Here is a 23,786-nt window from a genome sequence, read left to right as displayed (position 1 = left end):
CGGACCAACGGCACGCTGCCCGCCGATCGGCTGCGCATCACCGAAGGCGGTGACGTCATTCGTTTCGAAGGCAATGTGGTGATGCACCTGGACAAGCTGGACGACCCCGCCGCTCAGCCTGCGCCGCCCGAGCCCGCGCCGCCGCCGGTAAAGACGCGTAACAAATCCGCCAATTCAAAGTGATTTTCATGATCAGGTCTTTTTCGCGCAACGTCAGCAAGCGCAGCGTCGTCATCAACGCAGCCGCGCTCGTTGCCATCGTCACGCTTGCCGCAACCGGTGCTGCGTCTGCGCAGAGCTCGGCGCAAGGCGTACCCAACGCGATGCAGGGCTTCTCGCAGAACCGCGACCAGCCGATCCAGATCGAAGCCGCCTCGCTCGAGATGCGCGACAAGAAAAAGGAAGCAACCTTCTCCGGCAATGTGAAGGTCATCCAGGGCGACACCACCATGACCTCGAAGACGCTGGTGGTGTTTTACGACTCCGGCGGCGACAGCAAGCCGGCCGCGCCGCAACCGGCGGCGAAGGCAACGAAGAGCGCGCCGATGCAGTCGGCACAGCCGGGGCCGGGCGGCAGCTCGTCGATCAAGCGGCTGGAGGCGCGCGGCAACGTCGTCGTCACCCAGAAGGATCAGGTCGTGACCGGCGAGACCGCCGTGTTCGACACCAAGACCAACCTCATCACCATGCTTGGCGGCAGCGCGGGGCAGGTCGTCATGACGCAGTGCAAGAATGTGATGCGTGGCGACCGGCTGACCGTGGACATGACCACGGGCGTGTCCCGCGTCGAGTCCGATAGTGGCCGGGGCGTCCAGGTGCTGATGCCGCAGGGCGCCGGCAATGATTGCGGATCGGGGACCCCCGGCGCTCCGGCGAAACCCGGCGCGGCCTCGCCCCTGCAGCTGCCCGGCGCCGGCAAAAAGTGAATTTCAAAAGCTGGTTCAACGGCTTGAGCCGGATATGACCGATCCGAGGTTGAAGCTTGCCCGGCGAGACTGTATCTAGCGCGCAGGGCTTTCGAAGCGGGGTCCGCCGCTTTTCGGGCGTGTTTCACTGGGCATGAGACATCCCTTCACTCATGCTGCGTCGGCGAGTCGCAAGGCCGGCGCGGTAGATCGCGGGATCACGCGCGGATCATCGTGCAGGATGAACGTGCGAGATAAGCGTGAAAGGCTAGAAGGCGGGGATGGTCGATCTCTTCAGCATGTTCCGTCGGCGCCCCGCCAAGCGTGGCCGGCCAGGATTTGCGCGTCAGGACATCACCGCGCTCGGTGACAGCGTCGGCGGTCTCGTGGCGAGTCCGGTCAGGGACGCGCCGGCCATCGCCCGGGACCAGCCGATGCGTGCGCCCGACCAGTTCCAGGGTGACTATCAAGATGACTATCAGCCCGAGCCGCCGCGTGCGCAGGCCGTCCACCCCGTCAGGGCCGCCAGCAGGCCCAACGGTGCCGGCGGGCCGCAGCTCCTGAAGCGGCCGGGCTTCCTGGCTGTGCATAGCGTGGAAAAGAGCTTTGGCAGCCGCCAGGTGGTGCGCGGCGTCAGCATCTATGTGCGCCGCGGCGAAGCGGTCGGCCTGCTCGGTCCGAACGGCGCCGGCAAGACCACCGTGTTCTACATGATCACCGGCCTGATCAAGGCCGATCGCGGCGCGATCGAGCTCGACGGCCACGACGTCACCAAGCTGCCGATGTATCAGCGCGCGCGGCTCGGCATCGGCTATCTGCCGCAGGAAGCCTCGATCTTCCGCGGCCTCACCGTCGAGCAGAACATCCGCGCCGTGCTCGAAGTGGTCGAGCCCTCGCGCAAGAAGCGCGAGCAGCAGCTCGACTCGCTGCTCGACGAATTCAACATCACGCGGCTGCGTAAATCGCCGTCGATTGCGCTATCGGGCGGTGAGCGCCGCCGCGTCGAGATCGCGCGCGCGCTGGCGACGCGTCCGAACTACATGCTGCTCGACGAGCCCTTTGCCGGCATCGATCCGATCGCGGTCGGCGACATTCAGGACCTCGTCCGCCATCTCACCAATCGCGGCATCGGCGTGCTCATCACCGACCACAATGTGCGCGAGACGCTCGGCCTCACCGATCGTGCCTATATCGTCTATGCCGGTGAAATCTTGACCGAGGGCAGCCCGGATGAGATCGTCGCTGATCCGGACGTTCGCCGTCTTTACCTTGGCGAGGAATTCCGCCTCTAGCCCTTTTTTCGATTTCGTCAAGGCGTGTACATCGTCCCAAGACTAGGATAAGCAAAAATCGGACCAACTTTTTGGGATCGGTTCTTGCTTCATGGCGCTCACGCAGAGATTAGAGTTCCGGCAATCGCAGTCGCTGGTCATGACGCCGCAGCTGATGCAGGCGATCAAGCTGCTGCAATTGTCCAATCTCGATCTCACGACCTTCGTGGAGGAGGAGCTCGAGCGGAACCCCCTGCTGGAGCGGGCCAATGATGAGGCCCCCGGCGGCGACGCCCCGGCCGAGGCCGGCCAGTTCAGCGACTCCGACGGCGGCCACAATGACGAGCCCGGCGGCGGCCCGGGCGAGGCATTTGAGCCCGGCCAGGAAGAATGGATGAGCAAGGATCTCGGCACCCGCGCCGAGATCGAGCAGACCCTGGATACGGGCCTGGACAACGTCTTCTCCGAGGAGCCGGCCGAGGCCGCTGCCCGTAACGCCCAGGATGTCGCTCCGACCACCTACACCGAATGGGGCGGCGGCGCCTCCGGCGACGAGGACTACAATCTCGAAGCTTTCGTCGCCGCGGAGACCACGCTCGGCGACCATCTCGCCGAGCAGCTCTCGGTCGCCTTCACCGGCCCGGCACAGCGCATGATCGGCCAGTATCTGATCGACCTCGTCGACGAGGCCGGTTATCTGCCTGCCGATCTCGGCCAGGCCGCCGAGCGCCTTGGCGCAACGCAAAAGGACGTCGAGGACGTCCTTGCCGTGCTGCAAAAATTCGATCCGCCCGGCGTCTGCGCGCGCAATTTGAGCGAGTGCCTGGCGATCCAGCTCCGCGAGCTCGACCGCTACGATCCCGCGATGCAGGCGCTGGTCGAGCATCTCGATCTCCTCGCCAAGCGCGATATCGCTGCCTTGCGCAAGCTCTGCGGCGTCGACGACGAGGACATCGCCGACATGATCGGCGAGATCCGAAGGCTCAATCCCAAGCCCGGCATGAAGTTCGGCTCGGCGCGGCTCCAGACCATGGTGCCCGACGTCTATGTCCGCCCGGGTCCCGACGGCGGCTGGCATGTCGAGCTCAACAGCGACACCTTGCCGCGCGTGCTGGTCAACCAGACCTATTATTCCGAGCTGTCGAAGAAGATCGGCAAGGACGGCGACAAGTCCTACTTCACCGACGCGCTCCAGAACGCGACCTGGCTGGTGCGCGCGCTCGACCAGCGCGCCCGCACCATCCTGAAGGTCGCGACCGAGATCGTGCGCCAGCAGGACGGCTTCTTCACCCATGGCGTGGCGCATCTGCGCCCCCTGAACCTGAAGGCCGTCGCCGACGCCATCCAGATGCATGAATCCACGGTGTCGCGTGTCACCGCCAACAAGTACATGGCGACAAATCGCGGCACATTCGAGTTGAAATATTTCTTCACGGCCTCGATCGCCTCGGCCGACGGCGGCGAGGCGCATTCGGCCGAAGCCGTTCGCCACCACATCAAGCAGCTGATCGATTCGGAAGCGCCCGCCGCGATCCTGTCGGATGACACCATCGTGGAACGGTTACGCGCCTCGGGCATTGATATTGCCCGCCGCACGGTCGCGAAGTACCGCGAAGCCATGCGCATTCCCTCCTCGGTGCAACGCCGCCGTGACAAGCAGAGCGCTCTTGGCAACGTTCTCTCCACTGCAATGTCCGATCGCTCCCGCAACACCGAGCCGGCCTGATTGCGCTGGCGCCAAATCGCGCTACTCTCATCCCCCTGTTCGCGACCGATCCAAGCACGCGCATGATCCGGAAGAGTGCATCGCGGTTTTCCGGGAAGATCATGCGCAGGGAATAACCCCGGCTGAAATGACGCGTCATCCTGGCCGGGCGCAAACCAAGCGAGGCATCACATGACTCTTCGGATTTCGGGCAAGAGCGTCAGCGTCGGCGAGGCCCTGCGCGGCCGCGTGAGCGACCGGACCGAAGAGGTCCTGCGCAAATATTTCGACGGCAATTATTCCGGCCACATCACGCTGAGCAAGGACGGCTTCGGCTTCCGCACCGACTGTGCGCTGCATCTGGATTCCGGCATTACGTTGGAGGCCGATTCGAACGCGCCGGACGCCTATGCCAGCGCCGACCAGGCCCTGATCATGATCGAGAAGCGGCTCAAGCGCTACAAGAGCCGGCTCAAGGACCGCTCGGCCCGCAAGGCCCATGTCGCCTCCGCCGCGCTCGCTGCGATGGACGCCACGGCTTACGTGCTGGAAGCGCCGGGCGAGGGTGAGGACGAGGACGAGGTCACCGGCTACAGCCCCGTCATCATCGCCGAGGCCACCACCTCGTTGAAGCAGCTCTCGGTTAGCGAGGCCGTCATGGAGCTGGACCTCAGCGGGGCACCCTGCCTGGTATTCCAGCATGGCTCCAGCGGCCGGGTGAACATCATTTACCGCCGGGCCGACGGCAATGTGGGCTGGATCGACCCGCCGGGCACCAAACCGGACGGCAAGGCGGGCGGATAGGGCTGGAACCGGGCCCCGTAGCAACCACAGCTCTTAACAATGACCGGGGCAAAGCCGCACGCGGCAGTTGGCACCGGGATTGCGTTGGAGTAGAAGCGCCCCACATCAGGACCTAACGGGACTTGAGCTAAGTCCCCCTCCTGCTTCACCTTCTTGACGCCGGCCGGGCTCGGTTTGACCGAGCAGGCCAATTCGGAACCTGACGGTTTAATTCACCTCGGAAACCATCCATGCCGATTACCGATCTGGTCGCGCCCGAGGCGATTCTCCCGGCATTGAAGGTCAACAGCAAGAAGCAGGCGCTCCAGGAGCTCGCGGCCAAGGCCGCCGAGCTGACCGGGCAGAACGAGCGCTCGGTGTTCGAGGTGCTGCTCCAGCGCGAGAAGCTCGGCACCACCGCGGTCGGCTACGGCGTCGCCATTCCCCACGGCAAGCTGCCCAAGCTGGAAAAGATCTTCGGCCTGTTCGCGCGGCTTGATCGCCCGATCGATTTCGAGGCGATGGACGGCCAGCCGGTCGATCTCGTCTTCCTGCTGCTCGCCCCCGAAGGTGCCGGCGCCGATCACCTCAAGGCGCTCGCCCGTATCGCCCGCCTGCTCCGCGACCAGGACATCGCCAAGAAGCTCCGCGCCTCGCGCGACGCCCAGGCGATCTATTCGGTGCTGGCCCTGCCGCCGGCAACCGCGGCTTAAACCCCTCAGTTCGAACCCGCGTAGCGCCGTCTGCGACTTATTGGCAGCCGGGCACTGCGATATTTTGCCACGATGTCCACTTGCGACCGGCGCGGTTTCGGTGCGGGGATTTTGCGACATGATTTGCGGTTCGATCGGGCGAGTCTTCGGTCTGCTTTGCTCCGTCACCATCGCCGCCACGGCCCATGCCGACGACGCGTCGAACGATCGCGTCATCGCGGAGAAGACCGCGATCATCGCAGCCGATCCGACCAATGCGGTGGCTTACGAGCTGCGCGGCGAAGCGTATTACATGAAGCGGGACAGGGACCGCGCTTTCGACGATTGCAGCGCCGCGATCCGGATCGATCCGAATTTCGGACGGGCCTATAATTGCCGCGGCCGCGCTTATTCCGCCAGGGGCGATCGCGATCACGCCATGGCTGACTACAACGAGGCAATTCGCCTCGATCCGAACTACGGACCGTCCTACACATCGCGGGCGGAGGGATATTTCAACAAGGGCGAGCTCGATCTCGCCATCGCCGGGTTCACCGAGGCGATCGAACACAATCCGAAGCACATCTACTTTGCGACCCTCATGAGAGGGCAGGCCTATGCGGCGAAGGGCGATACCGATCGCGCGGTCGCCGATTACACCGAAGCGATGCGACTGAATCCGGCCGCCGCATCGCCTTACGAGCTGCGAAGCAACGTCCGTGTCAACAAGGGCGAATTCGATGCGGCTCTCGACGACTGCAACAATTCGGTTCGTCTGGAGCCAGGGAGCGCCGGGGGCCACTTTTGCCGGGCCGTCGTTCTCCTGAAGTGGGACGACGCCGATGGTGCCATCCAGGAGTTTGACGAGGTCACAAGGCTCGACCCGACTTTCATGAGGGCCTATTCCGCTCGCGCGCTCGCCTGGCACAAGAAGGGCGACGATAAACGCGCCGTTGCCGATTTCGATGAGGCGATCAGGCTGCAGCCGGGAAATGCGACGGGATATAAAAATCGGGCCATGGCGTTGCGCGAATTGGGACAGCACGCTCGCGCGCTCGCCGATTACAACGAAGCGCTTCGAATCGATCCCAGAGACCAGGATGCCTTGGTCAACAGGGCTCTGCTCTACATGATGATGTCCGATACCAAACACGCGCGCGCGGATTTCAACAGCGTGCTCGCGCTGCCGCCGAACGACAAATGGGCCGTGGACACGGCGCGCGAAGGGCTTGGGTTTTTGAAGTAGCAGCTTGGGATGGGCGCGAGCTAAGCACGCCGTAGCCTGCCTCCGTCATTGCGAGCGCAGCGAAGCAATCCCTGGAACTCTCCGCGAAAAGACTCTGAATTGCGTCGTAGCAAGCGCTCGCGCAAGGACGATGCGGAACTATCGCGCCAAAAGAAGCACAGTCATCCGAGCTGGGATTGAAGCGCCGTCTTCAAGCTTGAGGCGTCGCAAGTGCGCCTTGCGTACACTTCTGAACAGAGCAGCGTTTCCTAAAGTATCGGAGTGTTGCTGAGTCGGTACAGCACGCCTGCGCCGGCCAATGTACCCTACGCAAGATTTCGATTTGCTGATTGGTTGGGAATAACAATGAAAAAACTGCTTCTGGCGACATCGGCTCTGATTATTGCAAGCTCCGCTCAGGCTGCGGATTTGGGCGCCCGTCCGTACACGAAGGCCCCGGTCGCGGCAGCCGTGCCCTTCAGCTGGACCGGCTGCTACGTCGGTGGCCACATTGGCGGCGGCGCGAGCCGGACGGGCTTCACGGATCCGGCCATTGCTTCGGCGAATCCAGCACCGGTGACGACCATCGGGTTGCTGCCCGGCGACCGGATCGCCGTGAATGGTGACGTTGGCGTCGTCGGCGGCGTGCAGGTGGGCTGCGACTACCAGTTTTCGAACAATTGGGTGATCGGCCTCGCCGGCGACTTCTCCGGTACCGACCTCCATGGCGTCGCAAACGATCCGTTCTTCGCTGGCAAGAGCGGTAACCCGGCCACGCTCTCGAGCCGTACGGATTGGGTTGCAAGTGTCACGGGACGCGTCGGCTATACTTGGGATCGCTTCCTGGTGTACGGCAAGGGCGGTGTAGGTTTTGCTCACGACCGCTACAGCTTGAACAATTTCGTTGATATAGGCGGTGCTATCTGCCCGACCGGTGTTTTCGCATTTGGCCCTTGTAACGCGTCGGCAAGCACCGACCGCGTTGGTTGGGTCGCCGGCGCGGGTTTCGAATGGGCTTTCGCGCCCAACTGGTCGGCGCTGGTCGAATACAATCACTATGGCTTCGACAGCAAGCGGGTCGCCTTCGTGAACCCAGCCGGAAGCACTGCGTTGATCGACATCAAGCAGGACATCGACATCGTGAAGGTCGGCATCAACTATCGGTTCGGTGGGTCGGCGATCGTTGCCAAGTACTGATCGAAATCAAGCTGACACAGGAAGCGGCCGGGATCAGCCCTGCGCCGCTTCCATGCGTTTCACGATCCGCTGTCCGATCGGGCTTTTCAGCCAGGCCTGAAAACCAGGTCGATCCCAGCTCATCCGGCGCAGCACCAGCAGCGATCCATCCGTGTGCGATTGCACCGGCTTTTCGGGTTCAGGATCCAGCATCCATCCGAGCTTCGAGAGATATTGAATGGTCGTCTGGTTTCGCTCCAGCACGAACGCGCGAATACGACCGAGCTTGAGATCGTCGAACACGAATCGTAGCAGGGGAATGAACGTGTTCACCGTGGCCCCCGCGTTTCGGTGATCTTTTTCGCCGATTACGGCGCTGACGAGCCCCTCGCTGGCTGCAGCGTTGATGTCCAGACGGATGAAGCCGACATGCGAGCGACTACCCTTCTCGAAGATTCCCAGCAGCAGCCGTTCGCGCTGATCGAATGATTTGATGTAGTCGGCGATGTCCAGCTTGGTCATCGCGCGCGGCGACGTGTTGAGCACGTGCACTGTCCAGGGATCGGACAACCAGTCTGCCCAGCGTTGCGAGGCATCTTCGCGTTTGACGGTGCGGAGGAAATAAGGTCCCGCCGGAAACCACAACTGTTGCTTGGGGAGACGTTTCGCGTTGAGCGACATGCCCCATCTAAGCAGTTTAGAGTCCGGTGATCAATTTCGACGGCAGCACCAAACGGCGCGCGCAACGGCCTCATCACCTAAAACGGGCACGCCTTCGTCCGAAGGCATGCCCGCTTGAATTCCTAATCCCGCGACGCGCGTGCGCTCAGTGCACGCTCACCGCTTGCAGCTCGTTGCTCCAGGCGTTGGCGACCGCGGCTTCGCGGCTGTCGGTCAGCATGATCGGCGTGCCGTCGGCGGCATGGAGGGCGAAGAGCTTGAGGCCCGGCGCGATTTTCGGCGCTTCGGGAAACAGGCCCGGAACGTCTTCGGAGCGGATCTGCTTCACATAGGCGATGTGACCTTCGCCGAGGTTCGCCAGCGTCTCCGGAGAGACGTTCTTGGCTTCGTATTCGAATACAACGTGACCTTCACTCATGGTCTCGACTCCTCTCTCGAAACTAAGCGGTCGAGTCCGCTACTCGTTCCATTATTCGTGCTCATTGATAGCGATTGTCTTAACGATCCTCTCCGGTTCAGGCCGGGCAAGATCGATCGACAACAGCCCGTTCTTCAGATCCGCACCCAGCACCAGCATCCCCTCCGCCAGCACGAAGGTGCGCTGGAAGTGGCGCGCGGCGATGCCGCGATGGATGTATTGCCGGGTCTTGTCGTCCTGCTGCCGCCCGCGGATGACGAGCTGGTTTTCCTCAATGGTTACATCGAGTTGGTCGCGGGTGAATCCGGCGACCGCCAGCGTGATTCGCAGGCGCTCGGGCTGGCCGTCCGCCTGGCCGCACCTCTCGATATTGTAGGGAGGGTAACCGTCGGCGCCTTTGACGACGCGGTCGAGCACGCGCTCGATCTCGTCGAAGCCCAGAAGGAACGGACTGGAAAGCGTGGGAACACGAGACATAGTTTACAAAGTCCTCTCGAAGCGACTTTGGTACCTCAGGGCCCGGAAGCGGCACCCCTTGGTCAGCAATATGGGCATATCCCCGTGTGGGTTCAAGGACGTAGCGGGCGCCCTGTGGATGGGCCATGCCGGGGCGCCGCAAATCCGCGGACGATTTATCCCAATGAAAACAACCCCCCTTCTACTGTGCATGGGGTTGTTTTTGCGGTTTTGATCGAGGGGCCCTGTGGACCCCATCAGGCTTCGATTCGGGTCCGACCGTCGCCGCTGAACAAATGCAGCTTGTTCCGCACCACCGCGACCCGGATTTTCGCGCCGATGGCGGGGGACTCGGTTCCGGGAATGCGGACGATGACCTCGCCGGGCGGCAGCTCGCCCGGGGTGGCGGCGATACGTTGCTCGTCCTGGGCCCGCGAGCCGTAGACGAAGGTTTCGGCGCCGACGCGCTCGATCGCTTCCACCGTGAGCGGCAACGCGACGCCCCCGGCCGGCGTCTGGTCGGTGATGACGAAGTCTTCCGGGCGGATGCCGAGGATGCCGGCTTCGCTCGCGCTGCCACTGAGCTGCGACTTGATCTCGTCCGATCGAATCGACATCAGGTTCATCGGCGGTGCCCCGATGAAGGAGGCAACGAAGGTCGTCGCCGGCTTCTCGTAGATCGCCAGGGGATTGCCGACCTGCTCGACCCGGCCGCCATTCATCACGACGAGGATGTCGGCGAGCGTCATCGCCTCGAGCTGGTCGTGGGTGACGTAGATCGACGTCGTGCTCAGCCGGCGCTGCAATTTGCGGATCTCGACGCGCATCGCGATGCGCAGTTTTGCGTCGAGGTTGGAGAGCGGCTCGTCGAACAGGAATACTTTTGGCTGGCGCACGATGGCGCGGCCCATCGCGACGCGCTGGCGCTGGCCGCCGGAGAGCTGGCGCGGCTTGCGCTCCAGCATGGCGGTGAGCTCGAGCACGCGCGCGGCTTCGTCGACGCGGGTCTTGACCTCGGCCTCCTTCATGCCGCGGTTGCGCAGGCCGTAGGCCATGTTGTTGAAGACGCTCATATGCGGATAGAGCGCGTAGTTCTGGAACACCATCGCAATGTCGCGATCGGCGGGCTCGATCTGGTTGACGATGCGGCCGCCGATGTCGATCTCGCCGCCGGTGACGGTCTCGAGGCCTGCGACCATGCGCAGCAGCGTGGACTTGCCGCAGCCGGAGGGACCGACCAGCACGCAGAACTGGCCGTCGGCGACGTCGACATTGACGCCCTTGATAGCCTCGAAGCCGCCGGGATAGGTCTTGCGGACGTTGCGCAGGGTGACGTTGGCCATGAAAACTCGCTTCTACTTTTCCGTCTCGACCAGGCCGCGCACGAACAATTTCTGCATGACGACGACGACGAACACCGGCGGCAGCATGGCCAGCACGGCGGTCGCCATCACGATCGGCCATTCGGTCAGCGCGTCGGTGGTGGTGATCATCTTGCGGATACCGACCTGGATGGTCTGCATGTCGTCGCGGGTGGTGATGAGCAGCGGCCAGAGATATTGATTCCAGCCGAGGATGAACAGGATCACGAACAGCGCCGCCATGTTGGTGCGCGACAGCGGCAGCAGCGTATCCCAGAAGAAGCGCAGGGGACCGGCGCCGTCGATGCGCGAGGCCTCTAGCAGCTCGTCCGGCACGGTCATGAAGAACTGGCGGAACAGCAGCGTCGCTGTGGCGGAGGCGATCAGCGGCAGCGCCAGGCCCGCATAGCTGTCGAGCATGTGCAGGTCGGCGACGATCTTGTAGGTCGGATAGATGCGGACCTCGACCGGCAGCATCAGCGTGATGAAGATGATCCAGAAGATCGGCATCCGGAACGGAAAGCGGAAATACACGATCGCATAGGCCGAGATGATCGAGATCGCGATCTTGCCCACCGCGATCAACAGCGCCATCACCAGCGAGTTCAGCATCATGTTGCCGACCGGTTCGCGGGTCGAGCCGCTCGTGCCGACGAAGATGGTCTGGTAGTAGACCTCGAAGAAATGACCGCCCGGCAGCAGCGACATCTGCCCGTTGGCGATCAGCGCGTTGTCCTGGGTCGAGGCAACGATCGCGATGTAGACCGGGAACGCGACGATCGCGATCCCGATCCAGAGAATGGCGTGGGCGACGTAGCGCCTGATGCCTTCGTCCTCGACCATCAGTAGGTCACCTTGCGTTCGACGAAGCGGAACTGGATTCCGGTGAGCACGATGACCATGATCATCAGGATCACCGACTGCGCCGCCGAGCTGCCGAGATTGCCGCCGAGCAGGCCGTCGGAATAGACCTTGTAGACCAGCGTCACCGTCGACGTGCCGGGGCCGCCGCGGGTCATGGTGTCGATGATGCCGAAGGTGTCGAAGAAGGCATAGACGATGTTGACGACCAGCAGGAAGAAGATGGTCGGCGACAGCAGCGGGAAGGTTACGGTCCAGAACCGCCGCATCGGGCGCGCGCCGTCGATCGCGGCAGCCTCGAACACGCTCTTCGGGATCGCCTGCAGGCCGGCGAGGAAGAACAGGAAATTATAGGAGATCTGCTTCCAGGCGGCGGCGAGGATGATCAGCGCGGCGGCCTGGTCGCCGTCGAGCAGCGGATTCCAGTCGACGCCCATCGCGCGAAGGTAACGTGCGAGCACGCCGAGCGAGGGATGCAGCATGAAGATCCAGAGCACGCCCACCACGGGCGGCGCCACCGCATAGGGCCAGATCAGCAGCGTGCGGTAGAGCATCGAGCCGCGCAGCGGTTTGTCCGCCATCACGGCGAGCAGCAGCGCGAAGGACAGCGAAGAGACCGCGATCGCGAACGAGAAGAAGAAGGTCCGCAGGATCGACGCGAAATAGGCGGGATCCTTGAAGAGCTCGATGTAATTTTCGAACCAGACGAAGGTGGTCGACAGACCGAAGGCGTCCTGCAGCAGGAACGACTGGATCACCGCCTGCAGGGCCGGCCAATAAAAGAAAATCAGCACGATCGCGAGCTGCGGCGCAACCAGCGCGTAAGGCAATAGCTTGGATTGGAAAATGGCTTGCTTTTGCATGATGGACGGCACCGGCAGGCCGCGTGGCCTGCCGGCGCCTTCACCTTATTTTACGGCGGTCTTTTCGAACTGGCGCAGCATCGTGTTGCCGCGCGCGACGGCGTCGTCAAGCGCCTGCTTGGCGGTCTTCTTGCCGGCCAGCGCCTGCTCGATCTCTTCCGACCAGACGTCACGCAGCTGAACCATGTTGCCGAGGCGCAGGCCGCGCGAATTGTCGGTCGGCTCCTTGTTGGTCAGCTCGATCAGCGGGGTCTCGAGATAGGGCTGATCCTTGTAGAAGCCCTCTTCCTTCGCCTTGGCGTAGGCCGCCTTGGTGATCGGCAGATAGCCGGAGGCCTTGTGGATGTAGACCTGGCGATCGGTGTCCGAGAGGAAGGTCAGGAATTTCGCCACGCCCTTGTATTCATCGGCCGACTTGCCGCCCATGACCCAGAGCGAGGCGCCGCCGATGATCGAGTTCTGCGGTGCGCCCTGGACGTCGGGGTAATAGGGCATCGGCACCGCGGTGAAGTTGAACTTGGCCTGCGCCTTGACGTTACCGAAGAACGCCGACGAGGTCAGGTAGATCGGGCATTCGCCCGAGGTGAAGCGGCCTTCGCCGGTGTTGGTGCGGCCGGCATAATCATACGTCTTGGTCTTCTGGAGCTCGACCAGGGTTTCCAGATGCTTGACCTGGAGCGGTCCGTTGAACTCGAGCACGGTGTCGAAGCCGTCGAGGCCGTTGGCCTTGCTGGCGAGCGGCACGTTGTGCCAGGCGGAGAGCTGCTCGAGATTGACCCAGGTGACCCAGGAGCCGGAGAAGCCGCAGGTGTCGTGACCCGCAGCCTTCAGCTTCTTGGCGGCCTCGAACGTTTCGGGCCAGGTCTTGGGGATCTCGACATTGGCCTTCTTCAGCTCGTCGAGGTTGACCCACATCACGGTCGAGGACGAGTTGAAGGGGAACGACAGCATCTCGCCCTTCGACGTCGAATAGTAGCCGGTGATGGCGGGCAGGTAGATCTTGGGATCGAACTTCTCGCCCGCTTCGGCCATCAGCTTGTAGACGGGCTTCACGGCGCCGGTCGCGGCCATCATGGTCGCGGTGCCGACTTCGAACACCTGCATGATGTGCGGCGCGTTGCCGGCGCGGAACGCGGCGATGCCGGCGTTCATCGTGTCGGGGTAGTTGCCCTTGTAGGTCGGGATCACCTTGTAGTCGGTCTGCGACGCGTTGAAGTCGGTGGCGAGCTTGACGATGACGTCGTTGTTGGCGCCGGTCATCGCGTGCCACCACTGGATCTCGGTCACGGCCAGCGCTGGCGAAGCCGACATGCCAACCGTGAGTGCAAATGCGGCAGCCGCCCCAAAGTGTCGAAGAGCCATCAAGTAAACCTCCCTTGGCCGTCTCTTGGCCGTCAAAAAGAAGCGCTTGCGCTAGCAGCGCCATATGACGTTCACATGACTGTGTAAGCGGGAGAAACGAAAGCGGCAAGCGCTGCCAAATGGGAAGCCATCAAATAGGCGGAGACGGCGCACGCAGCCTCCTCCGTTCGCACTGCACATGAGCGCATGCGCCGCAGTGCGGCATTATTTGTGTGAGGCTGAAGATCAGGCCGCAGGCTCCAAACCTCTCCCGCAAGCGGGAGAGGGAGACATTTTAGCGCTTGCGCTCCGGGCCGCAGACCGTGCCCTGCGCCACCATCGCGTCGATTTCCGACTTGGAGTAGCCGAACTCGGCGAGCACCTCCTGGGAGTGCTGGCTGAATTTCGGCGGCAGCCGGCGCAGGCTCGGCTTGCTGCGGTCGAGCCGGATCGGCGAGGCCACGCCCTTGTACCAGTCCTTCTCGATGATATCGCCGCGGGCGATGGTGTGCGGGTTGGTCAGCGCCTGGTCGATCTTCTGCACGGGACCTGCTGGCAGGCCCGCCGCGAGCAGGCGATTGCACAGCGGCTCGGCCTCGTGCTGGCTGAACACCGCGGCAAGCTCGGCGCGCAGCGCCTCGCGATTGGCGATGCGGTCCTTGTTGCGGGCAAAGCGCGGATCGGTGCCGAGCTCGGGCTTGCCGATCTCCTTGGCGAGCTTGCGGAAGGTGCCGTCATTGCCGACGCCGATGAAGATGTTGTCGGTCTTGGTCGGGAAGATCGCGTAAGGCACGAGATTGGGATGCTCGTTGCCGGTCAGCGACGGCGGCTTGCCATGCATGAAGTAGTTCGCGGTGTGCGGATGCATGATGGCAAGGCCGGTCTCGTACAGCGTCGTCTCCAGGAACTGGCCCTTGCCGGAGCGCTGCCGCTCCGACAGCGCCATCAAAATGCCGATCGCCGCATAGAGGCCGGTGCCGATATCGACCAGCGGCACGCCGATCCGCATCGGCCCGCTCTCGGGCGAGCCGGTCGCCGCGATCATGCCGGTCATGGCCTGGATGATGGCGTCATAGCCGGGATTGCCGCCGCGCGGACCGTCGGCGCCGAAGCCGCAGATCCGGCAATGCACGAGGCGCGGGAATTTCTTGCTGAGCACGTCGTTGCCGATGCCCCATTTCTCCAGCGTGCCCGGCTTGAAATTCTCGATCAGGACGTCGGCGGTCTCCAGCATCTTCAGCAGCACGATGCGGCCGCCCTCGGAAGCGAGGTCGAGGCCGATCGAGCGCTTGTTGCGGTTGATGCCGATGAAATAGGCCGCGTCCTCCTCGTGGAAGGGAGGGCCCCAGTCGCGCACCTCGTCGCCGGCGGGCGGCTCGACCTTGATCACGTCGGCGCCATGGTCGGCGAGGATCTGGGTGCAATAGGGACCGCCGAGCACGCGCGTGAGATCGATGACGCGCAGTCCGCTCATTGCGCCCAAAACGGCTTCAGTCATGCCTTCGCTTCCCCTGTGTCGAAATTTGACCACAGGCCTAGCGAGGTTTTTTTGCGCCAGCAATGGCTTGCTGCGTAGGGTCGCATGCGCCGCCGCTGCACAATGCCGCAACGTGGCAAATCAAGCGGGAGCGGTCGGCCCGAGGGGGATCCCGGGCCAGCCAATCCGCACGTCAGATCAGACGACCGTCAGGCGAACGTCGACATTGCCGCGCGTGGCATTGGAATAGGGGCACACCTGGTGGGCCTTCTCGACCAGCGCTTCGGCCTCAGTGCGGGCGAGGCCCGGCAGCGAGACGGCGAGGTCGATGTCGAGACCGAAGCCGCCGGCTGAGCGCGGGCCGATGCCGACGGTCGAGGTGACGGAGGCGTCCGCGGGAACCTTGGGGCCGCCCTGCGAGGCCACGAACTTCATCGCGCCGATGAAGCAGGCCGCATAGCCGGCCGCAAACAGCTGCTCGGGATTGTTGCCGGCACCGCCGCCACCGCCGAGCTCCTTCGGCGTGGTGAGCTTGACGTCGAGCGCGCCGTCGAGGGTCGCGGCATGGCCGTCGCGGCCGCCGGTGGCTTTTGCACTGGTCTTGTAGAGGACGTTCACTGACATCGTCGTCTCCCTTGGGGTCTTCGGGTTGGGGTGGCACGCATATCGCAGGCAATTAGATTGTGCGCAATTGAAATTTGCATGCCTCACATTTAATTGTTCGCAATTGAATGCGGCGCCCGCCGGCCCCAGAATGAAGGAAACCGCGTGAGATTCTCGATGCCCCGGAAACTATCGGCGCTGGACCCACAGCGCCTCGACAACCAGATCTGCTTCGCGGTCTATTCCGCCGCGCATGCCTTCAACCGCGTCTACAAGCCGCTGCTGGACCGGCTCGGCCTGACCTATCCGCAATATCTGGTGATGCTGGTTCTGTGGGAGCGGGACGACGTCCCGGTCAAGGACATCGGCGAAAAGCTGTTTTTGGATTCGGGCACGCTGACGCCGCTGCTGAAGCGGCTCGAGGCCGCCCATCTGGTCAGGCGCACCCGCTCGAGCGAGGACGAGCGGCAGGTGCTGATCTCGCTGACCCCGCAGGGCCACGCGCTCAAGGAGAAGGCGCGTGCCGTGCCGCAGTCGATCCTGGCAGCATCCGATTGCTCGGTCTCGGAGCTGGTCGCGATGAAGGACGAGATCGTCGCGCTGCGCGATCGGCTGAATGCGGTGATCGGGGAGTAGGGGGGCTAGCAGAGCCGCTTTTTCGAGAATGCGCGACCCGAGTGCGACTTCAGGTACGCCTCGAACGCCAAGGCTTTCATCTTGTCAGGGAAAGCGCAGTACCAAACCAGCTTCCATGGCTTGAACTTTGCCGTGTGAGCGGACTTGCCGGCGTTGTGCTCCGGCAGCCGCCGCTTCAGATCTTCCGTGGCGCCGATGTATTCTTGGTCGGGGAATTCGATGCTGCGGATGATGTAGACGTACCACATTGACGTTTATCGCCTGGGTCGTCCCGAGAAGGGCTCTCATCACCAGTCCGTCTTCGCCCTTCGGGCTACGCCGGACACCACGCTTTGCCCTTCAGGCTCCGTCGTGGCTGCGCCACGCATAGCCCGAAGGGCGAAGCGTGGTGGAGCCAGGCGGGATCGAACCGCCGACCTCTTGCATGCCATGCAAGCGCTCTCCCAGCTGAGCTATGGCCCCTTAAGTCCAGATGGGAGGATCCTGGGGGATCCGTCCCGGCCGGCGAGCTACCTAAGCGACTCGCGCGGTGCACCCTTTTTCACAGATCAGGGCTGATCTCAAGTCTCTTCATCACCGCCGACGTCACCAATGATGTCGGTCACGTCCTCATCGCCCTCTTCTTCGTCGGCAATGAAGGTCGAATCATCGTCATCGTCGTCATCGAGGGTCTCATCGACCTCGATATCGTCCTCGGATTCGGGCACGACGGCCTTGACCTTGCCGGTGTTCTCCTCGGCATCGGCCTCCTCAAGCGAGACCTCCTCGACCTCGGCCGGTTCCGGCGTGGTGTCGGCGGCGGCTGCGTGGCGGGCTTCGGCGCCACGGGGCACGCGGGCCGGCGCCACAGGCGCGATCGGCACGACTTCGCCGGTATAGGGCGAGATCACCGGATTCTTGTTGAGGTCATAGAACTTCTTGCCCGTGGTCGGGCAAATACGTTTGGTTCCGAGTTCGGACTTGGCCACGGCAGAGGAATCCTGGGAATGTCTGAAAAGCGGTGTTTCACTTGGCTAGTTGGCGGCCCGCTGTCAATAGCGCATTACGGGAGAACGACATGCCCGTGACGCGGCGCGGACCATGTGGTACCTGCCCCGCGAGTCCCGCAGGGATATTTCGGGCCTATCCAAGGACATAATCGTGACCGATTCCGACAAGCCGAGGCCGCTCCAGTCGCGCGCCAGCGGTCCCCTGACCGGGAAAGTACGGGTGCCCGGGGACAAGTCGATTTCTCACCGCGCCCTGATCCTGGGCGCGCTCGCGGTCGGCGAGACCAGGATTTCGGGCCTCCTGGAGGGCGAAGACGTCCTCAACACGGCCAAATCCATGCAGGCGCTCGGCGCCAGGGTCGAGCGCACCGGGGATTTTGCCTGGAAGGTGAACGGCGTCGGCGTCGGCGGGTTCGCCGAGCCGAAGGCGGCGCTGGATTTCGGCAATTCCGGCACCGGCTGCCGGCTGGTCATGGGCGCCGTCGCCGGCTGCCCGATCTCGGCGGTTTTCGATGGCGACGCCTCGCTGCGCACCCGCCCGATGCGCCGGATCCTGGACCCGCTCGAAAAGATGGGTGCCAGGGTCGTTTCCGCCGCCGAGGGTGGCCGGCTGCCGCTGACCGTCCAGGGCGCGCGCGACCCGCTGCCGATCACCTACAAGACCCCGGTCGCCTCGGCCCAGATCAAGTCGGCGGTGCTGCTGGCGGGCCTGGCCGCGCCGGGCACGACGACCGTGATCGAGAGCGAGGCCAGCCGCGACCATACCGAGCTGATGCTCAAGCATTTTGGTGCCGACATCACCTCCACGCAGGAAGGTCAGCACGGCCGCCGTATCACGCTGGTGGGCGAGCCCGAGCTGCATGGCGCCAATGTCGTGGTGCCCGCCGATCCCTCCTCGGCAGCGTTCCCCATCGTCGCCGCGCTGATCGTCGAAGGTTCCGATGTCGTTCTGTCCGATGTCATGACCAATCCGCTGCGGACCGGCCTGTTTACCACGCTGCGTGAAATGGGCGGGTCCATCGAGGAAAGCGAAGTCCGCGGCGACGCCGGCGAGCCGATGGCGCAATTGCGCGTGCGCGCCTCGAAGCTGCGCGGCGTCGAGGTGCCGCCGGAGCGCGCGCCCTCTATGATCGACGAATATCTGGTGCTGGCCGTGGCGGCCTCCTTCGCCGAAGGCACGACCATCATGCGCGGCCTGCAGGAGCTGCGCGTCAAGGAATCCGACCGTCTGGAGGCCACCGCTGCCATGCTCCGCGTCAACGGCGTGAAGGTCGAGGTCTCCGGCGACGATCTGATCGTCGAAGGCCGCGGCCACGTCCCCGGCGGCGGCACCGTCGCCACCCATATGGACCATCGCATCGCGATGTCCGCGCTGGTGATGGGCTGTGCGTCGGACCAACCGGTGACCGTCGACGACACCGCCTTCATCGCCACCAGTTTTCCGGACTTCATTCCGATGATGCGTTCGCTTGGGGCCGAGTTTTCATGATCATCGCTATCGACGGGCCCGCGGCCTCGGGCAAAGGGACGCTGGGCAAGCGCCTTGCGCATCATTACGGCTACCGTCATCTCGATACCGGCGTGATCTATCGTGCGGTCGCCTATGCCCTGATGCAGTCGGGCCATGATCTTCGGGATGAGGCGGCTGCGGTGCAGGCTGCGCTGGAACTCGATCCCGACAAGTTCGGCAATCCGGCCCTGAAGACCCAGGAGGCCGGCGAGGGCGCCTCGATCGTCTCGGCGATCCCCAGGGTTCGCGAGGTCCTGCTCAATTTCCAGCGCCAGTTCGCCGCCGATCCGCCGGGGGCGGTGCTGGACGGCCGGGATATTGGAACCGTGATCTGCCCCCATGCCGACGTGAAGATCTTCGTCGTGGCCGACCCCAGGGTTCGCGCCCACCGCCGCACCATGGAGGCGAGGGCAAGGGGCGAGGAGGCGAATGAGGCGGCGGTGCTCGCCGACATCATCCGGCGCGACGAGCGCGACAAGAACCGGCCGATTGCGCCCTTGAAGCCGGCCGCGGATGCTTACTTGCTAGATAACTCCCAACTGGATATAGAAGGCGGCGTCCGGGCCGCCATCGACATTATCGAGGCCGTCCGAGCGGGCCGGTCGCGGGGTTAAGCCGCTGCCGTCATTGGAGGAAGCGCCCGCTCCCGCTCTTTGAGGTCGATACTCTCGGTCCCTGCTTGGGGCCGACGCGATCCAGGCTCCGGACAAGAGATTTCCACGTATCGAACGTGCGGGCCCAGCCGGCCCGCTTCCGCTGTTCTGGTTGCAAACCGGGGCAACGAGCGGTCGCTCGAAGGTTTTGTGGACCTTCCGACACTGCACGCCCGATACGCCCAAAAACCCAACGGCCGGCAAGACATCCGCAACTGGAGAACAAATGGCTTCGACTTCTGCTGATACCTATAGCCCGTCGCGTGACGATTTCGCCGCGATGCTCGACGAGTCCTTCGCAGGTGGCAACCTGCAGGAAAGCTCCGTCGTCAAGGGCAAGGTTGTTGCAATTGAAAAGGACATGGCCGTCATCGACGTCGGCCTGAAGACCGAGGGCCGCGTTGCCCTGCGCGAATTTTCCGGCCCCGGCCGTGAGAGCGAGATCAAGGTCGGCGACGAGGTGGAAGTGTTCCTCGACCGGATCGAGAACGCGCTCGGCGAAGCCGTGCTGTCGCGCGACAAGGCGCGCCGCGAGGAGAGCTGGGGCAAGCTCGAGAAGGCCTTCCAGAACAACGAGAAGGTCAACGGCGTCATCTTCAACCAGGTCAAGGGCGGCTTCACCGTCGACCTCGACGGTGCCGTGGCCTTCCTGCCGCGCTCGCAGGTCGACATCCGTCCGATCCGCGACGTTGCGCCGCTGATGAACAACTCGCAGCCGTTCCAGATCCTCAAGATGGACCGCCGCCGCGGCAACATCGTGGTGTCCCGCCGCACGGTTCTCGAAGAGACCCGCGCCGAGCAGCGCCAGGAGCTGGTGCAGAACCTCGAAGAGGGTCAGGTCATCGACGGCGTGGTCAAGAACATCACCGATTACGGTGCGTTCGTTGACCTCGGCGGCATCGACGGCCTGCTGCACGTCACCGACATCGCGTGGCGCCGCGTCAACCACCCGACCGAGGTGCTCTCGATCGGCCAGACCGTGAAGGTCAAGATCATCAAGATCAACCACGAGACGCACCGCATCTCGCTGGGCATGAAGCAGCTGCTGGACGATCCGTGGCAGGGCATCGAAGCCAAGTACCCGCTGGGTGCCCGCTTCTCCGGCCGCGTCACTAACATCACCGACTACGGTGCGTTCGTCGAGCTCGAGCCGGGCATCGAAGGCCTGATCCACGTCTCCGAGATGTCGTGGACCAAGAAGAACATGCACCCCGGCAAGATCGTTTCGACCTCGCAGGAAGTCGAAGTGCAGGTGCTCGAAGTCGATTCCGTCAAGCGGCGCATCTCGCTCGGCCTCAAGCAGACCATGCGCAACCCCTGGGAGGTCTTCGTCGAAGGTCACCCGACCGGTTCGGTGGTCGAGGGCGAAGTCAAGAACAAGACCGAGTTCGGTCTGTTCCTGGGCCTCGAAGGCGACGTCGACGGCATGGTCCATCTCTCCGACCTCGACTGGAAGCTTCCGGGCGAGCAGGTGATCGACAACTACAAGAAGGGCGACATGGTGAAGGCCGTGGTGCTCGATGTGGACGTCGAGAAGGAGCGTATCTCGCTCGGCATCAAGCAGCTCGAAGGCGACCCCTTCGCCGAGCCGGGCGATGTCAAGAAGGGCGCGGTCGTGACCTGCGAAGTGCTCGAAGTGAAGGAAAGCGGTATCGAGGTGAAGATCGCCGGGACCGACTTCACCACCTTCGTCAAGCGCTCGGAGCTCGCGCGTGACCGCAACGACCAGCGTGCCGAACGCTTCGCCGTCGGCGAGAAGGTCGATGCCCGCGTGATCCAGTTCGACAAGAAGGCCCGCAAGGTCCAGGTGTCGATCAAGGCGCTCGAAGTCGCCGAAGAGAAGGAAGCCATCGCGCAGTACGGCTCCTCCGATTCGGGAGCGACGCTGGGCGACATCCTCGGCACCGCGCTCAAGAACCGCGACAGCAAGTAAGCGAAACATTCGTTTTGCTGACATCAGAGCCCCGGCGCGAGCCGGGGCTTTTTTGTTGCTTGTTGCGCCCGTAGCCCGGATGGAGCGCAGCGTAATCCGGGGCCGCTGCCAATGTGGCCCGAATCCCGGATTACGCTGCGCTCCATCCGGGCTACGCGCTCACGCAAGACGCCGGCCTTGTTTTCTTCAAATTGCGCCGCAATTGATGTATTCAGACAAGCCATTGGTCACGTTGTGACGGCACAACGCCCGCGGCCTTTCATTTGGAGACATTCCGATGTCGCTCGATTCGGACATCATCGTCGATCGCCGCAGGATCCGCCGCAAGCTGACCTTCTGGCGCGTGATGGCCGCGCTGATCGCGATCGCGGCGATCGCGGGCTTCGCGCTGGTGGCGACGCCAGGTGCGCGCGGCACGTTCGCCGCCGCCGGCTCGATCGCGCGGGTCCAGATCGAGGGCTTGATCCGCAGCGATTCCGATCGCACGCAGGCGCTGGAGCGGCTGGAGAATTCGCAGGCGGCCGCCGTGATCGTTCACATCAACTCGCCGGGCGGCACCACCGCCGGCTCCGAGCAGCTCTACGACTCGCTTGTCCGGCTCAAGGCCAAGAAGCCGCTCGTCGTCGTGGTCGAGGGCCTTGCCGCCTCCGGCGGCTACATCACGGCGATCGCGAGCGACCACATCATCGCCCAGCAGAGCTCGCTGGTCGGCTCGATCGGCGTGCTGTTCCAGTTTCCCAACGTCTCGGAGCTGCTGAAGACCGTCGGCGTCAAGGTCGAGGAAGTGAAGTCGTCGCCGTTGAAGGCCGCGCCCAACGGCTTTGAACCGACCAGCCCGGAAGCGCGCGCCGCGCTCGATGCGCTCGTGAAGGATTCCTACGCCTGGTTCAAGGATCTGGTGAAGCAGCGCCGTGGCATGGATGACACGCAGCTCGAAAAAGTCGCCGATGGCCGTGTCTTCACCGGCCGTCAGGCGATCGATCTCAAGCTGATCGATCAGCTCGGCGACGAGAAGACGGCCGTGACGTGGCTCGAGGAGCAGAAGGGCGTCAAGAAGGGTCTCACCGTGCGCGATTACAAGCTTGAGCCGCGCTTTGGCGATCTGCCGTTCCTCAAGACAGCTGCTGTCGTCACGCTGGAAGCGCTTGGTTTAGGCTCGATTGCGCATCAGATCGGGCAAACCGGTGTCGCGCAGGCCGTCGATCGGCTCGGAATGGATGGAATGCTCGCCTTGTGGCAGCCCGCCGCGTCAAATTGACGGAACCAAGCGAGGCCCAGAGGATTTTCCCGTCTGACGGGTAGAGGGGCAGCCCGCTTTTTCGGCATTTGTCACGTATTTTCGCGACGCTCAACCTTCATTTAGCGTCTTGACAGATCACGGTATTTTCACGGAAATGGTCATCCGCACGCTTCCGGGTCCTATCTCTCGATGATCAAATCCGAACTTGTTCAGCGTATCGCCGAGCACAACCCGCATCTGTACCAGCGGGATGTCGAGAACATTGTGAATGCGATTCTCGAAGAGATCGTAGCGGCACTCGCACGCGGTGATCGCGTCGAGTTGCGCGGCTTCGGTGCCTTCTCGGTCAAGCATCGCCCTGCACGCGCCGGGCGCAATCCACGCACTGGCGCCCATGTGCCCGTCGACCAGAAGAGCGTTCCGTTCTTCAAGACCGGCAAGGAAATGCGCGAGCGGCTCAACCGCGACCATCCGGATCCCGGTGCGCCGGACTAACGCCGTCGTCCGGGTTTAACCTGATGGCCGCATGATGCGGCGGCAAGCCTGATTCAAGACGAGCGATCGCGATGCGAAAGTTCCTGACCGCACTGATCGTGATTCCGCTGGGCCTGGTCCTGGTGACCTTTGCCGTCGCCAACCGGCATTTCGTCACGGTCTCCCTCGATCCCTTCATGGCCAACGATCCGGCATTGTCGGTCACACTGCCTCTGTTCGTGCTCCTGCTTCTGGTGGCTGCGATGGGCGTGGTGGCGGGCGGCTGCGCCGTCTGGTTCGGCCAGCGGCATTGGCGCCGCGCCGCGCGCCGGCACGAGGCGGATGCCCGCGCCGCGAGAGGGGAACTGGCCGATCTGCGGGTCCAGGCGGCTGCCGCCAGGCCCGAGCCCCAGCGCCTCCCCGTCCCCTCCGGGGCCGGCCTTTACGGGCCCATCGGGCGAGACAAGCAGCGCGCGACGTTGTAGAAGCGGCCCCGACCGAAAACCCTGTTTTCCGGCCGCGGACCCGCGGCC

The 23,786-nt window shown here is 63.6% G+C and carries 25 protein-coding genes, 1 tRNA gene and 1 pseudogene; 15 read left to right on the top strand and 12 right to left on the bottom strand.

The features are described 5' to 3' along the window. The 8 genes and pseudogenes from PMI42_RS29500 to PMI42_RS29465 form a co-directional block, all read left to right on the top strand. Window positions 1–183, top strand: a pseudogene (locus PMI42_RS29500) (LPS export ABC transporter periplasmic protein LptC); the annotation flags it as partial. A 5-nt stretch (window positions 184–188) separates the two neighbouring features. Further along, on the top strand, window positions 189–926 hold the full coding sequence (locus PMI42_RS29495) for an LptA/OstA family protein (protein WP_008141260.1): 738 nt from the start codon (window positions 189–191) through the stop codon (window positions 924–926). A gap of 260 nt (window positions 927–1,186) precedes the next feature. Further along, the gene (lptB, locus tag PMI42_RS29490) at window positions 1,187–2,197 is read left to right on the top strand and encodes an LPS export ABC transporter ATP-binding protein (RefSeq protein ID WP_008141257.1); all 1,011 of its coding nucleotides are present in this window, start codon (window positions 1,187–1,189) and stop codon (window positions 2,195–2,197) included. 91 nt (window positions 2,198–2,288) lie between these two features. Further along, a complete protein-coding gene (rpoN, locus tag PMI42_RS29485) occupies window positions 2,289–3,902 on the top strand; it encodes an RNA polymerase factor sigma-54 (protein ID WP_008141255.1) in 1,614 nt (537 codons plus the stop codon). Between the two features lie 171 nt (window positions 3,903–4,073). Beyond that, window positions 4,074–4,685 (top strand): ribosome hibernation-promoting factor, HPF/YfiA family, encoded by a 612-nt coding sequence (gene hpf / locus PMI42_RS29480; protein ID WP_008141253.1) that lies wholly within the window; start codon window positions 4,074–4,076, stop codon window positions 4,683–4,685. Between the two features lie 230 nt (window positions 4,686–4,915). Continuing rightward, complete coding sequence (ptsN, locus tag PMI42_RS29475; RefSeq protein ID WP_008141251.1) at window positions 4,916–5,377, top strand: PTS IIA-like nitrogen regulatory protein PtsN; 462 nt, start codon at window positions 4,916–4,918, stop codon at window positions 5,375–5,377. 118 nt (window positions 5,378–5,495) lie between these two features. Continuing rightward, window positions 5,496–6,602: a tetratricopeptide repeat protein gene (locus tag PMI42_RS29470; protein ID WP_008141247.1), complete on the top strand. Its 1,107-nt coding sequence runs from the start codon at window positions 5,496–5,498 to the stop codon at window positions 6,600–6,602. A gap of 345 nt (window positions 6,603–6,947) precedes the next feature. Continuing rightward, window positions 6,948–7,778 (top strand): outer membrane protein, encoded by an 831-nt coding sequence (locus tag PMI42_RS29465; protein ID WP_008141245.1) that lies wholly within the window; start codon window positions 6,948–6,950, stop codon window positions 7,776–7,778. A 33-nt stretch (window positions 7,779–7,811) separates the two neighbouring features. On the opposite strand, the gene PMI42_RS29460 is transcribed toward PMI42_RS29465, so the two are convergent. The 9 genes from PMI42_RS29460 to PMI42_RS29420 all read right to left on the bottom strand — a co-directional run bounded on the left by PMI42_RS29460 (window position 7,812) and on the right by PMI42_RS29420 (window position 15,839). After that, on the bottom strand, window positions 7,812–8,438 hold the full coding sequence (locus PMI42_RS29460; RefSeq protein ID WP_008141243.1) for a GNAT family N-acetyltransferase: 627 nt from the start codon (window positions 8,436–8,438) through the stop codon (window positions 7,812–7,814). Between the two features lie 145 nt (window positions 8,439–8,583). Then, complete coding sequence (locus PMI42_RS29455; RefSeq protein WP_008141241.1) at window positions 8,584–8,856, bottom strand: BQ00720 family protein; 273 nt, start codon at window positions 8,854–8,856, stop codon at window positions 8,584–8,586. Window positions 8,857–8,907: 51 nt separating this feature from the next. Next, the gene (locus tag PMI42_RS29450; RefSeq protein WP_008141238.1) at window positions 8,908–9,333 is read right to left on the bottom strand and encodes an Hsp20 family protein; all 426 of its coding nucleotides are present in this window, start codon (window positions 9,331–9,333) and stop codon (window positions 8,908–8,910) included. Window positions 9,334–9,569: 236 nt separating this feature from the next. Further along, a complete protein-coding gene (locus PMI42_RS29445; protein WP_008141235.1) occupies window positions 9,570–10,655 on the bottom strand; it encodes a sn-glycerol-3-phosphate import ATP-binding protein UgpC in 1,086 nt (361 codons plus the stop codon). A 12-nt stretch (window positions 10,656–10,667) separates the two neighbouring features. Then, window positions 10,668–11,516: a sn-glycerol-3-phosphate ABC transporter permease UgpE gene (ugpE, locus tag PMI42_RS29440; protein WP_008141232.1), complete on the bottom strand. Its 849-nt coding sequence runs from the start codon at window positions 11,514–11,516 to the stop codon at window positions 10,668–10,670. After that, window positions 11,516–12,397 (bottom strand): sn-glycerol-3-phosphate ABC transporter permease UgpA, encoded by an 882-nt coding sequence (gene ugpA, locus PMI42_RS29435; protein WP_008141231.1) that lies wholly within the window; start codon window positions 12,395–12,397, stop codon window positions 11,516–11,518. Before ugpA ends, ugpE begins: the two co-directional genes overlap by 1 nt. Window positions 12,398–12,442: 45 nt before the next feature. Then, entirely contained in the window at window positions 12,443–13,759 is a 1,317-nt protein-coding gene (ugpB, locus tag PMI42_RS29430) for a sn-glycerol-3-phosphate ABC transporter substrate-binding protein UgpB (RefSeq protein ID WP_008141229.1), read from the bottom strand. Window positions 13,760–14,033: 274 nt separating this feature from the next. Continuing rightward, window positions 14,034–15,236 (bottom strand): CaiB/BaiF CoA transferase family protein, encoded by a 1,203-nt coding sequence (locus PMI42_RS29425; RefSeq protein ID WP_008141226.1) that lies wholly within the window; start codon window positions 15,234–15,236, stop codon window positions 14,034–14,036. Between the two features lie 177 nt (window positions 15,237–15,413). Continuing rightward, window positions 15,414–15,839, bottom strand: coding sequence for an organic hydroperoxide resistance protein (locus PMI42_RS29420; protein ID WP_008141224.1), 426 nt, complete (start codon window positions 15,837–15,839; stop codon window positions 15,414–15,416). A gap of 156 nt (window positions 15,840–15,995) precedes the next feature. Here PMI42_RS29420 and PMI42_RS29415 point away from each other — a divergent pair, with 156 nt between their 5' ends. Next, on the top strand, window positions 15,996–16,454 hold the full coding sequence (locus PMI42_RS29415) for a MarR family winged helix-turn-helix transcriptional regulator (RefSeq protein WP_008141223.1): 459 nt from the start codon (window positions 15,996–15,998) through the stop codon (window positions 16,452–16,454). A gap of 5 nt (window positions 16,455–16,459) precedes the next feature. On the opposite strand, the gene PMI42_RS29410 is transcribed toward PMI42_RS29415, so the two are convergent. The 3 genes from PMI42_RS29410 to PMI42_RS29400 form a co-directional block, all read right to left on the bottom strand. Next, window positions 16,460–16,702, bottom strand: coding sequence for a GIY-YIG nuclease family protein (locus PMI42_RS29410; RefSeq protein ID WP_008141222.1), 243 nt, complete (start codon window positions 16,700–16,702; stop codon window positions 16,460–16,462). A 138-nt stretch (window positions 16,703–16,840) separates the two neighbouring features. Beyond that, window positions 16,841–16,916 (bottom strand) — tRNA-Ala (locus PMI42_RS29405). A 98-nt stretch (window positions 16,917–17,014) separates the two neighbouring features. Next, window positions 17,015–17,422: a TIGR02300 family protein gene (locus tag PMI42_RS29400; protein WP_008141220.1), complete on the bottom strand. Its 408-nt coding sequence runs from the start codon at window positions 17,420–17,422 to the stop codon at window positions 17,015–17,017. Between the two features lie 112 nt (window positions 17,423–17,534). Between PMI42_RS29400 and aroA the strand changes: the two genes are divergently transcribed. The 6 genes from aroA to PMI42_RS29370 all read left to right on the top strand — a co-directional run bounded on the left by aroA (window position 17,535) and on the right by PMI42_RS29370 (window position 23,738). After that, entirely contained in the window at window positions 17,535–18,932 is a 1,398-nt protein-coding gene (gene aroA, locus PMI42_RS29395) for a 3-phosphoshikimate 1-carboxyvinyltransferase (RefSeq protein ID WP_008141218.1), read from the top strand. After that, window positions 18,929–19,567: a (d)CMP kinase gene (cmk, locus tag PMI42_RS29390; protein ID WP_008141215.1), complete on the top strand. Its 639-nt coding sequence runs from the start codon at window positions 18,929–18,931 to the stop codon at window positions 19,565–19,567. The genes aroA and cmk overlap by 4 nt, the downstream gene beginning before the upstream one ends. A 265-nt stretch (window positions 19,568–19,832) precedes the next feature. Beyond that, a complete protein-coding gene (gene rpsA, locus PMI42_RS29385; RefSeq protein WP_008141213.1) occupies window positions 19,833–21,539 on the top strand; it encodes a 30S ribosomal protein S1 in 1,707 nt (568 codons plus the stop codon). 277 nt (window positions 21,540–21,816) lie between these two features. Then, on the top strand, window positions 21,817–22,797 hold the full coding sequence (gene sppA / locus PMI42_RS29380; RefSeq protein ID WP_008141211.1) for a signal peptide peptidase SppA: 981 nt from the start codon (window positions 21,817–21,819) through the stop codon (window positions 22,795–22,797). A 171-nt stretch (window positions 22,798–22,968) separates the two neighbouring features. Next, complete coding sequence (locus tag PMI42_RS29375) at window positions 22,969–23,274, top strand: integration host factor subunit beta (protein ID WP_007598410.1); 306 nt, start codon at window positions 22,969–22,971, stop codon at window positions 23,272–23,274. 71 nt (window positions 23,275–23,345) lie between these two features. Further along, window positions 23,346–23,738, top strand: a complete 393-nt coding sequence (locus PMI42_RS29370) for a lipopolysaccharide assembly protein LapA domain-containing protein (RefSeq protein ID WP_008141210.1) — start codon at window positions 23,346–23,348, stop codon at window positions 23,736–23,738. The last annotated feature ends 48 nt before the right edge of the window (window positions 23,739–23,786 follow it).

Source organism: Bradyrhizobium sp. YR681, assembly GCF_000282615.1.
Taxonomy (GTDB): Bacteria; Pseudomonadota; Alphaproteobacteria; order Rhizobiales; family Xanthobacteraceae; genus Bradyrhizobium.
This window is presented reverse-complemented; position numbering and strand designations above follow the sequence as displayed.

Excerpts from the sequence above, each read along its gene's own strand:
- PMI42_RS29495 (WP_008141260.1), top strand. The coding sequence starts at position 189 with ATGATCAGGTCTTTTTCGCGCAACGTCAGCAAGCGCAGCGTCGTCATC.
- lptB (WP_008141257.1), top strand. The coding sequence starts at position 1,187 with ATGGTCGATCTCTTCAGCATGTTCCGTCGGCGCCCCGCCAAGCGTGGC.
- rpoN (WP_008141255.1), top strand. The coding sequence starts at position 2,289 with ATGGCGCTCACGCAGAGATTAGAGTTCCGGCAATCGCAGTCGCTGGTC.
- hpf (WP_008141253.1), top strand. The coding sequence starts at position 4,074 with ATGACTCTTCGGATTTCGGGCAAGAGCGTCAGCGTCGGCGAGGCCCTG.
- ptsN (WP_008141251.1), top strand. The coding sequence starts at position 4,916 with ATGCCGATTACCGATCTGGTCGCGCCCGAGGCGATTCTCCCGGCATTG.
- PMI42_RS29470 (WP_008141247.1), top strand. The coding sequence starts at position 5,496 with ATGATTTGCGGTTCGATCGGGCGAGTCTTCGGTCTGCTTTGCTCCGTC.
- PMI42_RS29465 (WP_008141245.1), top strand. The coding sequence starts at position 6,948 with ATGAAAAAACTGCTTCTGGCGACATCGGCTCTGATTATTGCAAGCTCC.
- PMI42_RS29460 (WP_008141243.1), bottom strand. The coding sequence starts at position 8,438 with ATGTCGCTCAACGCGAAACGTCTCCCCAAGCAACAGTTGTGGTTTCCG.
- PMI42_RS29455 (WP_008141241.1), bottom strand. The coding sequence starts at position 8,856 with ATGAGTGAAGGTCACGTTGTATTCGAATACGAAGCCAAGAACGTCTCT.
- PMI42_RS29450 (WP_008141238.1), bottom strand. The coding sequence starts at position 9,333 with ATGTCTCGTGTTCCCACGCTTTCCAGTCCGTTCCTTCTGGGCTTCGAC.
- PMI42_RS29445 (WP_008141235.1), bottom strand. The coding sequence starts at position 10,655 with ATGGCCAACGTCACCCTGCGCAACGTCCGCAAGACCTATCCCGGCGGC.
- ugpE (WP_008141232.1), bottom strand. The coding sequence starts at position 11,516 with ATGGTCGAGGACGAAGGCATCAGGCGCTACGTCGCCCACGCCATTCTC.
- ugpA (WP_008141231.1), bottom strand. The coding sequence starts at position 12,397 with ATGCAAAAGCAAGCCATTTTCCAATCCAAGCTATTGCCTTACGCGCTG.
- ugpB (WP_008141229.1), bottom strand. The coding sequence starts at position 13,759 with ATGGCTCTTCGACACTTTGGGGCGGCTGCCGCATTTGCACTCACGGTT.
- PMI42_RS29425 (WP_008141226.1), bottom strand. The coding sequence starts at position 15,236 with ATGACTGAAGCCGTTTTGGGCGCAATGAGCGGACTGCGCGTCATCGAT.
- PMI42_RS29420 (WP_008141224.1), bottom strand. The coding sequence starts at position 15,839 with ATGTCAGTGAACGTCCTCTACAAGACCAGTGCAAAAGCCACCGGCGGC.
- PMI42_RS29415 (WP_008141223.1), top strand. The coding sequence starts at position 15,996 with ATGCCCCGGAAACTATCGGCGCTGGACCCACAGCGCCTCGACAACCAG.
- PMI42_RS29410 (WP_008141222.1), bottom strand. The coding sequence starts at position 16,702 with ATGTGGTACGTCTACATCATCCGCAGCATCGAATTCCCCGACCAAGAA.
- aroA (WP_008141218.1), top strand. The coding sequence starts at position 17,535 with ATGTGGTACCTGCCCCGCGAGTCCCGCAGGGATATTTCGGGCCTATCC.
- cmk (WP_008141215.1), top strand. The coding sequence starts at position 18,929 with ATGATCATCGCTATCGACGGGCCCGCGGCCTCGGGCAAAGGGACGCTG.
- rpsA (WP_008141213.1), top strand. The coding sequence starts at position 19,833 with ATGGCTTCGACTTCTGCTGATACCTATAGCCCGTCGCGTGACGATTTC.
- sppA (WP_008141211.1), top strand. The coding sequence starts at position 21,817 with ATGTCGCTCGATTCGGACATCATCGTCGATCGCCGCAGGATCCGCCGC.
- PMI42_RS29375 (WP_007598410.1), top strand. The coding sequence starts at position 22,969 with ATGATCAAATCCGAACTTGTTCAGCGTATCGCCGAGCACAACCCGCAT.
- PMI42_RS29370 (WP_008141210.1), top strand. The coding sequence starts at position 23,346 with ATGCGAAAGTTCCTGACCGCACTGATCGTGATTCCGCTGGGCCTGGTC.